At 38.1% G+C, this 10,737-nt stretch carries 8 protein-coding genes; 7 read left to right on the top strand and 1 reads right to left on the bottom strand.

Going from position 1 to position 10,737, the window contains the following annotated elements; translation table 11 throughout:
• Positions 1-156: 156 nt before the first annotated feature.
• The 3 genes from tig to clpX all read left to right on the top strand — a co-directional run bounded on the left by tig (position 157) and on the right by clpX (position 3,487).
• Positions 157-1,527, top strand: coding sequence for a trigger factor (gene tig, locus B4C08_RS02580; protein ID WP_296662516.1), 1,371 nt, complete (start codon positions 157-159; stop codon positions 1,525-1,527).
• Positions 1,528-1,613: 86 nt separating this feature from the next.
• The gene (gene clpP / locus B4C08_RS02575; protein WP_296662514.1) at positions 1,614-2,225 is read left to right on the top strand and encodes an ATP-dependent Clp endopeptidase proteolytic subunit ClpP; all 612 of its coding nucleotides are present in this window, start codon (positions 1,614-1,616) and stop codon (positions 2,223-2,225) included.
• Complete coding sequence (gene clpX, locus B4C08_RS02570; RefSeq protein ID WP_296662512.1) at positions 2,225-3,487, top strand: ATP-dependent Clp protease ATP-binding subunit ClpX; 1,263 nt, start codon at positions 2,225-2,227, stop codon at positions 3,485-3,487. The genes clpP and clpX overlap by 1 nt, the downstream gene beginning before the upstream one ends.
• Before the next feature lie 48 nt (positions 3,488-3,535).
• Here the strand turns inward: clpX and B4C08_RS02565 are convergent, their stop codons facing one another.
• Positions 3,536-4,654 carry a glycosyltransferase family 4 protein gene (locus B4C08_RS02565; protein ID WP_296662511.1) on the bottom strand — a complete coding sequence of 373 codons (1,119 nt, stop codon included), beginning with the start codon at positions 4,652-4,654 and terminating at the stop codon, positions 3,536-3,538.
• 48 nt (positions 4,655-4,702) lie between these two features.
• Here B4C08_RS02565 and B4C08_RS02560 point away from each other — a divergent pair, with 48 nt between their 5' ends.
• The 4 genes from B4C08_RS02560 to B4C08_RS02545 are packed head-to-tail and all read left to right on the top strand — an operon-like array spanning position 4,703 to position 10,731.
• Entirely contained in the window at positions 4,703-5,869 is a 1,167-nt protein-coding gene (locus B4C08_RS02560; RefSeq protein ID WP_295799542.1) for a DEAD/DEAH box helicase, read from the top strand.
• Between the two features lie 55 nt (positions 5,870-5,924).
• Positions 5,925-8,879, top strand: a complete 2,955-nt coding sequence (locus B4C08_RS02555; RefSeq protein WP_296662509.1) for a chromosome segregation SMC family protein — start codon at positions 5,925-5,927, stop codon at positions 8,877-8,879.
• Positions 8,876-9,247, top strand: a complete 372-nt coding sequence (locus B4C08_RS02550; protein WP_296662507.1) for a hypothetical protein — start codon at positions 8,876-8,878, stop codon at positions 9,245-9,247. Before B4C08_RS02555 ends, B4C08_RS02550 begins: the two co-directional genes overlap by 4 nt.
• Complete coding sequence (locus B4C08_RS02545; protein WP_296662506.1) at positions 9,244-10,731, top strand: hypothetical protein; 1,488 nt, start codon at positions 9,244-9,246, stop codon at positions 10,729-10,731. The genes B4C08_RS02550 and B4C08_RS02545 overlap by 4 nt, the downstream gene beginning before the upstream one ends.
• Positions 10,732-10,737: the final 6 nt, after the last annotated feature.

The following is a 10,737-nucleotide window of genomic DNA, read 5'->3' as shown; positions in this document are numbered from 1 at the left end:
GTTCGATTCCCGTTTTCCGCTCGACGACGAAGCGATTTGGATTTTTTCTGAATCGCTTTTTTATTTAGGGCTTATAAATCCCTAAAAACGGCTGTGTCAAGGATTAAAATGAAGCGTGCCTTGACCCGGTGTATTTTATAATCGAGAGGTTCCCACGTGAAGGTAACAAAGGAAATTTCCAAACTTGAAAATTCAGCAGTAAAACTCACTGCCACAATTGCAAAAGAAGATGTTGTTTCTGGATACAACAAAAACATTTCTAAATACGCAAAAAATGTTCAGCTTCCAGGATTCCGCAAAGGTCATGTTCCTGTAAAAGTTCTTGAACAAAAGTATGGAGATTCCCTAAAGCAGGAAGTTCTCGCAGATCTTATCGATGAATCTTTGAACCAGATTTTCGCAGAGGAAGAATCAAAAGACATCCGTCCTCTTCCCTACACTCAGCCACGTCTTGACGGCGACAAGCTTCCAGAATTCAGCACAGACAAAGATTTGACTTTTTCTGTTGTTTATGACGTTTTCCCTTCTGTTGAAGTAAAAGATTTTTCAAAAATTGAAGTAAAAGAGCCTCAGGTTGAAATTGGCGAAAAAGAACTCAATGAAGAATTGAAAGCTATTCAGGAAAGAAACGCTGTTGTAATCGATAAAAAAGAAGGCGAGCCTGTTGAAAAAGACAATATTGTTACAATCGACTACAAAGAGCTTGATGACTCTGGAGCTGCAATTCAAGGAAGCGAGCGCGAAGGCTTTGTTTTCACTGTTGGAACAGGTGAGAATATCTACAAGATTGATGACGAAATCATTGGCATGAAAAAGGATGAGACAAAGGAAATCTCTAAGACTTATGATGCTAAAGATGAAAACAAAGATCTTGCCGGAAAAACAAAGAAAATCAGCGTAACTGTAAAAGCTATAAAACTCCGCAATCTTCCAGCTCTTGATGACGAGCTTGCGCAGGATGTAAGCGAAAAATACAAAACACTTGATGATCTTAAAAAAGATATTTCTAAAGGTCTTGAAAGCGCAAAAAATAGAAAAATTTCAGAACTTAAATCGCAGAGTCTTCTTGAGCAGCTTGTAGAAAAAAATCCGATTGTGCTTCCAAAGTCAATGGTTCAGGCAGAAATGGAAAGCCGCTGGAGAATGATGGCGCAGCAGTTCCAGACAACACCAGAGCAGCTTGAAAAAATGATTTCAGCTTCTGGACAGTCAAAAGAAAATATGCTCACACAGTGGACTGGAGATGCTGAAAAAATGCTCAAAAGCCGCCTGATTGTTGATGCTCTTATCCGTGAGAAAAATATTGCGGTTACTCCAGAAGAAGTTGAAGCAGAATTCGCAAAAATTGCAGATGAATCAGGCTCAACTCTTGATGAAGTAAAAGAGCACTACAAAGATGCACGTGCAAAAGAATATATTATTGATGAAATAAAAGAAAACAAGCTTTACGATGAGCTTTACAAACAGGTGAAAGTTTCAAAAGGCGACAAAGTTGACTTTGCGGATCTTTTTAAAAACAATCGCTAGTTTATAAAATTTCTGACGATAAGAAAAAAACGGAGTGTTGCCCATTCCGTTTTTTTTGTTTACACTATTCATCAGAGGAAAATTTAATGAATGAATTTATGAATACTCTTGTTCCGACTGTCATTGAAAGAAGCGGAAACGGAGAGCGTGCCTATGACTTGTATTCAAGGCTTTTAAAGGACAGAATAATTTTTGTGGATGGAGAAATCCGCGATGAAACAGCAGATTTGATTGTGGCGCAAATTCTCTATCTAGAAAGCGAAAATCCAGAAAAAGACATAAGCATGTATATAAACAGCCCTGGCGGTTCAGTTACAGCAGGACTTGCAATTTACGATACTATGCAATATGTAAGATGCGATATTCAGACTATTTGCATGGGACAGGCAGCAAGCATGGGTGCAATTATTCTTGCCGGCGGAACAATCGGAAAAAGATACGCTCTTCCTTCTAGCCGTGTGATGATTCATCAGCCTTGGGGCGGAACTCAAGGCCAGGAAAGCGACATTGCGATTCAGGCAAAGGAAATCGGACGCTTAAAAAAACTTAGCATAAAATATCTTTCCATGCAGACAGGAAAAAAAGAAGAAGAAATCGCAGTTGATATGGAGCGTGATTTTTATATGCCAGCAGAAGATGCAAAAAATTATGGAATAATTGACCATATAATGAACAGCGCGAAAAAAGGAGTTCAATAATGGCCAGATTAGGCAGAAACAATCAGCCGGTATGCGCATTTTGCGGTCGTCCTGCTGATGAACATAGAAGAGTTGTAAGTTCCCCAGATGACATGATTTATATCTGCGAGCATTGTGTTGCAACTTGCCAGACGATTTTAAACAATGAAGCCCACACAATCGCTCCAATCGACATGAGCGCAATTCCTTCTCCAAAAGAATTCAAATCGTATCTTGACCAGTACGTTATCGGTCAGGATTATGCGAAAAAAGTTCTTTCCGTGGCAGTATACAATCATTACAAGCAGCTTTCGATTTCAAGAGAACAGCAGCTTACAATGGATGTGAAAATTGAAAAATCGAACATTCTTCTTTTAGGGCCAACTGGCTCGGGAAAAACACTTCTTGCAAAAACACTTGCGCAGAAACTGAATGTTCCATTTGCAATTGCGGATGCCACTACCCTTACTGAAGCCGGATACGTTGGCGAAGACGTTGAAAATGTTCTTTTAAAGCTCATCAATGCGGCGGATGGAGATATTGCAGCAGCAGAACGAGGAATCATTTTTATTGACGAAATAGACAAAATCGGAAGGAAAAGTGAAAACACTTCAATTACACGCGATGTTTCTGGTGAAGGCGTTCAGCAGGCGCTTTTAAAGATTCTTGAAGGAACACATGCTTCAGTTCCTCCTCAGGGCGGCAGAAAACACCCGAATCAGGAAATGATTGATATTGATACCACAAATATTCTGTTTATTTGCGGCGGAGCTTTTGTTGGACTTGACAAAATAATTGAGCAGCGTCTTTCAACTGCTTCAATAGGATTCGGAGCGGAAGGCACTCACAGAACAAATGAAGAGCGAATGGAGCTTTTGAATCAAGTTACAAGCGATGACTTGGTAAAATTCGGTCTTATACCAGAACTTATCGGACGACTTCCAATGACCTGTGCTTTAAAGGAACTCAACAAGGAAGACTTAAAGAGAATTCTTGTAGAGCCAAAAAATGCAATAACAAAACAGTTTCAGGCTATTTTTGCGATAGACGATGTGGAGCTTTCTTTTGACGATGATGCGATTGACCAGATTGCAGAAATGGCAATAAGAAGCAAAACTGGAGCACGCGGACTAAGGGCAATTGTAGAGCACATTTTGCTTGACCTTATGTACGAAGTTCCGAGTGTAAAAGGCAAAAAGAAACTTGTAATCACAAAAGATATTGTAAATCAAAAAGAACTTCCAACTGCGGAATCCCTTTTGATTGAACAAAAAACAGCTTAAAAAAATGAAAGGAGCTTTCAAATGCAACAGCTAACGGAAGCTCCTTTTTTATTTTAAAATACTTTTTATTATCTCCAAAGTTTCAAGCACACATTTTTCCCAAGAAAATCTTTTTGACCAGACAAGAGCACTTTCTGATATTTTTTTCCTAAAAACTTCGTCTGTTGTTATTTTTTCTATGCATGAAGCAAATTCTTCTATGTTATTGCTATCGAAGAAAAGCGCATTGTTCCCAGCAACTTCCGGAAGAGCTCCGGCTTTTGCACAGGCAACAGGAATTCCAGTCGCCATAGCTTCAAGAATAGGAAGCCCCGCCCCTTCATTCACAGAAGGAAAAACACAGGCCTCAGAATTTCTATATAACTCAGGAAAACTTTCATGCGGAAAATATCCGGTTATAAAAATGTCGCTCGCCGCAGAAGATTCAAATGCCGCCTTGTGAACTTCATCGCTGTAAGGTCCGTCGCTTCCGGCAATTACAAGTCTATGCGGCAAATTTGTTTTTTCCTTAAACAGCGAAAATGCTTTTATGAGCTCAATGTGCTTTTTTTCAGGACTTTGCATACGGCTTGCATAAATTATATAAGGCTTTTTTATTGCGAACGGCTTTATATCAGCAATTTCATTTTCAATTCCAAGAGAGTCAATCGGAAAAAAAATGCTGTGGTCGATTCCGTTGTGGACAATTTCTATTCGCCTGCATTTCAGTCCTAAACGCTCAAGATTTTTCTTTACGAACATGCTCGGAACAATTATGCAGTCAACATTTGAAAGTCCGGTTTTTATGTGCTTTTGCGCAAGCCAGTTTTCGTTTTTAAAAATATTTCCAGGAATGTCATTTATTATTGCAATGCCGGGAACTTTAAATTTTGAAGGAATAAGTCTAGCTCCAGCCGGAAAAACAACCGCATTGTATCCAGTTTTTTTTATAAATCGATTTGCAGACAAATAATGCCAAAGACGAATTGCTCCAGGAGTCGGTTTTATTCCAATGCTAGAAAAAGGAACATCGCGCTTTGCGTTATAAGTGTATCTGTCGATTTCTTCCCCGAACAGTTCAAAGTTGAATTCATTTTCAGCAGGAAGATTATTTATAAAAGACATAAGGTATGAGCCGAGCCCGGATTTACCGTGGTCGCAACCAAACGTATCAATTCCAATTTTCATATTTGCATAGTATATCACAAAACTTTAAAAATATGCTATATTTTGTTTATGAACAAATTTTTAGAACTAAAAGTTGACGAGTCAATTGTCGCAAAGCTTGAAGAAATCGGCATAAAAGAACCTACCGAGGTGCAGAAAAAAATAATTCCGCTTATTTCAGAAGGAAAAAATATAATGTTCCAAAGCGAAACTGGAACTGGAAAAACGTTCGCATATTTGCTGCCGCTGCTTAGCCGATTGAATTCCACAGAAAAAAGAATGGCGCGTCTTATGATTGCTTCCCCGACTTACGAACTTGCTTCCCAAATAAAAGTTCAAGTGCAGAAAATCAGCGGAATAAAATGCGCCTTGCTTATTGGCGGAGCACCAATTTCACGTCAAATCGAACTTTTAAAGGAAAAGCCAGAAATTGTAATTGGAGGGCCTGCACGGCTTCTTGAGCTGATTCATTTAAAAAAACTCAAGGCTGACGGAATTGAAACTCTTGTTCTTGATGAGGCTGACCGTCTTTTAAGTCCTGAACTTAGGGACAGCACAAAAGATCTTATGGAGCGTCTCCCAAAATCAGTTCAGCTTATAGGAAATTCCGCCACTGTAAGCAAATACACACGAGAAATTCTTCAGAAAGCAAGAAACGGAATTTTAAATGATGAAAAGGAAAACGCGATTCTTTTTGTTGCGCTTCCCATGGAAAATGTTCTTAGAAAGCAAATTTCGCATTGGGCAATTTTTGCAGAAAGAAGAGACAAAATCGACACGCTGAGAAGTTTTATAAATGCGGAAAAACCAAAAAAGCTTCTTGTTTTCACTTCAAAATCTGATCAAATTGAAAACATTGCTTCAAAACTAAGGTTTAAAAAAATCGACTGCGAAACTTTGTGCGGAAAAACGAACAAGGTTGACAGAAAATCGGCAATCGACAGATTCAGAAGCGGAAAAGCCAAAATTCTCATTACAACAGATCTTGCTTCTAGAGGACTTGACATAGAAGGCATAACTCACGTTGTTCAGATGGATTTGCCTGAAAAAGAAGATTTTTTTATTCACCGTGCAGGAAGAACTGCAAGAGCCGGAGCAACTGGAATAAACTGTGTAATCGGAGATGCCTGGGAAATGGAAAACTATGCCCGACTCGAGAAAAAACTGAAGATAAAAGTTTTTCCAAAAATGCTTTATAAAGGCAATGTTGTTGATCCAAATTCCTTTAATACTTGAGGCTCAAAGGCCATTTTGCTATAATAGAAAAACATTTTAAATTAAGGAACTTCCTGTGTTTTTAAAAAGTCTTGAAATATTCGGTTTTAAGTCATTTGCCGATCGAACTCATATAAATTTTGCTGACGGAATTACTGCCCTGCTTGGTCCTAATGGCTGCGGAAAAAGCAATGTTGTTGATGCAATAAAATGGGTTCTTGCAGAAAACCGCTCAAAAAATCTTCGCGCCGAATCAATGGAAGACGTAATTTTCAACGGAACAGAAACTCGTCCGGCACTTTCTATGGCGGAAGTTACACTGACAATTGCAAACGAAAACGGACTTCTTCCTCTTGAAGATTCTGAAATCGCAATAAAACGCAGGCTTTACCGCAACGGTGAAAACGAATATTTTATAAATTCAAATCAAGTTGGTGCTTCTTCAATCCGCAAGCTTTTTATGGACACTGGAGTTGGAAAAGCAGCCTATTCTGTCATGGAGCAGGGAAAAATCGACCAGATTCTTTCAAGCAAGCCGGAAGACAGACGTTATCTTTTTGAGGAAGCCGCAGGAATCAGCCGTTCAAAGGCAGAAGTTGCAGATGCAGAACGTGAGCTCGAAAAAACAAGGGCGAATTTGGCTCAAATTGATATTGGACTTGCGGAAACAAAACGCAGCTACGAAACTTTAAAAGTTCAGGCTGAAAAAACTGCAAAATACAGAAAACTTCAAGATGAAAAATTTGAATGCGAGCTTGACATTCAGCTTTTAAAGCTCAAGGATTTTACGCAGAACAAGGCGCGCCATGAGCAGAACAGAAAAGAAGCTGAAGAAAAAAGAAATTCCGCGGCAAATGAAATTGAAGAAATTTTAAATACGCTTCAAGTCAACACGGACAAAGTAAAAGAACTTCAGGAACAAGTAAACACAAAACAGCAGCTTGTCATAAAAATCAGCGCAGAGCAAACCGGAAAAAAAGCTATGGCTCGGCAGCTTCACGAACATCAAAGCCAGATGAAAGAAAAAATCGGGCAAATTGAAAACCGCATAAAAAACATTGAAGAGCGCATTGATGAATATAATGAAGAAATTGACAGCCAAAATGCGGAGCTTCACGAAAAACACAAGCAGCTTTCAGATATAAATAAAAATGTTGAAAATTTTTCTGAAAATATCAGGCAGTCTTCAAGTCAGATTGAAGAAAATTTAAGACTCATAAACACAAACTCCGGAAAAATCAACAACCTTGACTCAGAGCGCGTGGAGCTTCAAAAACAGCTTACATCGATAACTGAAGATATTGTTACAGAACTTGACGCAAAATTAAAAGACGCAGGATATTCGAGCACTTCAAATAAAAAAGCAAAAGAAGCTCTTGATACAGCTCTTGAAAAAATAAAAATTTATGCGAACGGACGGGCAAATATTTTCAAGGACTTTTCATCTCTTCCTTCACATTCTGAAAAAGATTCTGCGCAAATGGGAATTGATGCGGTTGCGGCATTTACAGAAATTTTGCGGATGCTGGAAGAACTTTCGCAGTCGATTTCTGAATATACAAAAACAACACCGCAGTTTATTGACGATTTTCTTTCGCCGGAAGGAATTATCACAAAAAAACGCGAAATCGACTCTTCAATTCAACAGAATCTTGCTACAATCGATTCAATAAAAAATGAAAGTGCGGAACTCACTTCAAAAAACAATGCACTTAATAAAAAAATTGATGAATACAAAGACACTCTTTCAAAATTAAGAATAAACCAAGCGCAGATGGCTCAGCAAATAACTTCATGCGAGCAGCAAATTTCAACTTTGCGAAAAACTTTGGCTTCCGAGGAAACTTCGCTTCGGGAACAGCAGAATGAGCTTTTTGAAGAAAACAAGCGCCGGGAAGAAAACGAAGAACAGCTTCAAGAAACTGAAGAATCAATTGCGGAACTAGAAGCTCAAGGACAAAAAATTACCTCTGAATTGAATGATTTGGATAAGCAGATTGCTGAATGCAACAGCCAGGTAAGCGGAAAACAAAGCGCGCTTCAGAAAAAACAAGAGGAGCGGAATAAATATCAAAGTCAGCTTGAAAAATTCAGCGTTGGAATTGCGCAGTACGACACTGAAATCAGAAATGTTAAACAAAATTTCCAGGAAAATTTTTCGCGCGACCTGATGGAATTTGAAGAGCGGATGTACACTATAACAACTCCAGTTTCAGCTTTAAAAGAAAAGTTAGCACAGGTAAAGCAAAAAATTCAGGAACTTGGAACTCCGAACTTAATGGCAATTGAGCAGTTTGCAGAAGAAAAGGAACGCTACGAACGTCAGCAGGCAAACTACAACGACACGCAAAAGACGTTGGAAAATCTTGTTCGCGTAAGTGAAGAAATACGGACAAAATCTTCGGAAATGTTTTTGGACACATATAATAAAATTCGAAAAAATTTCCATAATATGTTCCGCAGACTTATGAATGGAGGAAGAGCCGAGCTTAGGCTTGTTGATCCGGCAAATGTTCTTTCAAGCGGTGTTGAAATTCTCGCCCAGCCGCCTGGAAAAAAACTTGTAAATATTTCACTTCTTTCAGGCGGTGAAAAAACGATGACAGCAGTAGCTCTTCTCTTTGCAACTTATCAAGTCCGCCCTAGTCCGTTTTGTCTTTTGGACGAAATTGATGCGGCTCTTGATGACAAAAACGTTGCAAGTTTTGTAAGCACATTGCGCGCATTCGGAAACATAAGCCAGTATATTGTAATTACTCACAACAGAAAAACTGTAATGGGCGCATCGACAATGCTCGGCGTTACAATGGAAGAATCTGGAATCACAAAAGTTCTGCAAGTCCGCCTTGACGAAGACACCATGAACGGAAACATTGTCTTTAACGACCAGTCAGATTTTGTGGAAGAAGATGTTCAGCCTGAAGAAGGAATTGTAATTCCGCCGCGTCCTCCTAGAAGAGAACACAATCCAGACGGAACATTAAAAACTGATGCAAAATATGAAACAGAGGAAACCAGCAGCCAGCAATGAATTTCTTTGAAATTATAAAGGAAAATCTGCAAAATTTTCTCCGGGAAAACACAAAGATTACAGCGGGAATAACAATCTTGCTTGTTGCCCTTGCAGTTTTTGCTTTTGCATCGGGAATTTTTCAAGAGAAAAAAAAACAGGAAACTTTTGTTTTTCCAGAGCAAATTCCTTTTTCAGCTGTAGAAAATTTTTTTCCGCCAAAAGAAGATTCTATAACCGAAGATTATTATTTTTCAAGAGAACAAAATTCCGTTTGGAGCAAGGATGAATTTGACAGATGGTTTTCTGTTCCTTCCAAGGAAAATGTTGAAGCTCTTGGAAAATCAAATGAAAAAATTGCAAATGAAATTTTAGGAGCAGCTCCGTGATAAAATTTTTTTTAGCTTTACTTTTTACATTTTTATTTTTTTCATGTGCCTCATCTCCAAAAGAAAATGCAAAAGCAGTTTTGCCTTCACAAACAGAAAAGGTCGCTGAAGAAATTCAGCCACAGGAACATGAAACAGAAGAAACACAAGAATCAGCTTCTGAAGTTCCAAATGACGAAAATCCGCCAGAAAAAAATTTACCAGACGAAAATCCGCCAGAAGAAAATCAAGAAGAAATAAAACTTGAGCCGATTGAAGAAGATATTCAAGGATATTACGAAAGCGACCCGGAGCCAGTTTTTCTTGAAAAGCAGGAAGTCATAGAGCCAATTGAAGAAACAGAAGAAATTCCGCTTGTTCCGCCGGAAGAAAAAATTCAAGAAGAAAAAATAGAGCCTGAAAAAAAAGAAAACTCATCGCAAGAAATTTCCGGCAATAAAAATGCAGAAGAAGAAATTCAAACAGAACAAACAGAATCTCCTGCTGAAGAAAAGCCTGAAGTTTTAGAAAATGAAAATGCAAAAACTGAAATTCAAAATACAGAAAATTCAGGAGAAATAATTTCGCAGCCAGAAATCCAAGTTGAGGAAGAAAACGCCGAAGAAAATTCCGCAGATTCAAATTCACAAGAAGAAGAAACTGAACCAGAAAAGCCTCCTGTAATTCCATCACGTTCGGTTTCAATAAAAAACAGCCAGTACCTGGATATTGTTTATCCTGGAAAAGGCTGGATTTATCTTGGCGAAGAAGACGGAAAAAATTTAATGCGCTACTTTGGAAGAAAAATCGGAGATAAAAATACTTCGTTCAGTTTGCGTTCCAGAGAAGAAGGAAAAACAATTCTTCATTTTTATAAAAATGATCAGCTCACTGGAGCTTTTATAGATGATTATTTGGAGGTTGAAATAAAAGGAAAAAATTATTCAGCTGAAAGAATTTTAGCGCCTGACTATTCTTCTATCGTTCCGCCAGCGCAAAAAAATGAAAAGCAAGAAAAAAATTCGAGTCCAGAAATTTCAAATCAGAAAAATGAAGATTCTGAAAGTTCGCCAAAAATTCCAGAAGAAAAACAAGTTGATGAAAAAAAATTTGAAAATGAAAATCCTTCAACACAAACTTTCAGTGAATTATCTTCCGGAAGTGAAGTTGCATCTTCGCAGGAAATTTCTTCGATAGAAAAAAACAATTCATCAGATTCTTCTTCTGATGAGTTTTTAAAAGCCGCACAGGAAAATTTCAATTCAAAAAAATACAAAGACTCGCTTGCATGCCTTGAAAGTTTTTTTGAAAAAGCAGATTCAAGAATTGATGAAGGACTTTTTCTTCAGGCGCAAATTTTCGAATCAAATTCATCAGAAAGAAATATAAAAAGCGCGCTTGATAATTATGAAACAATTGTACGCCGTTATCCTCAAAGTTCGGTTTGGAAAAAATCCAGCGAGCGGGTTACTTACTTAAAAAAATTTTATTTCAATATAAGATAATTTTCG

The organism is Treponema sp. UBA753, from assembly GCF_002297325.1.
Taxonomy (GTDB): domain Bacteria; phylum Spirochaetota; class Spirochaetia; order Treponematales; family Treponemataceae; genus Treponema_D.
The sequence above is the reverse complement of the archived record's forward strand: the minus strand, read 5'-3'. Positions and strand labels throughout refer to the sequence as shown.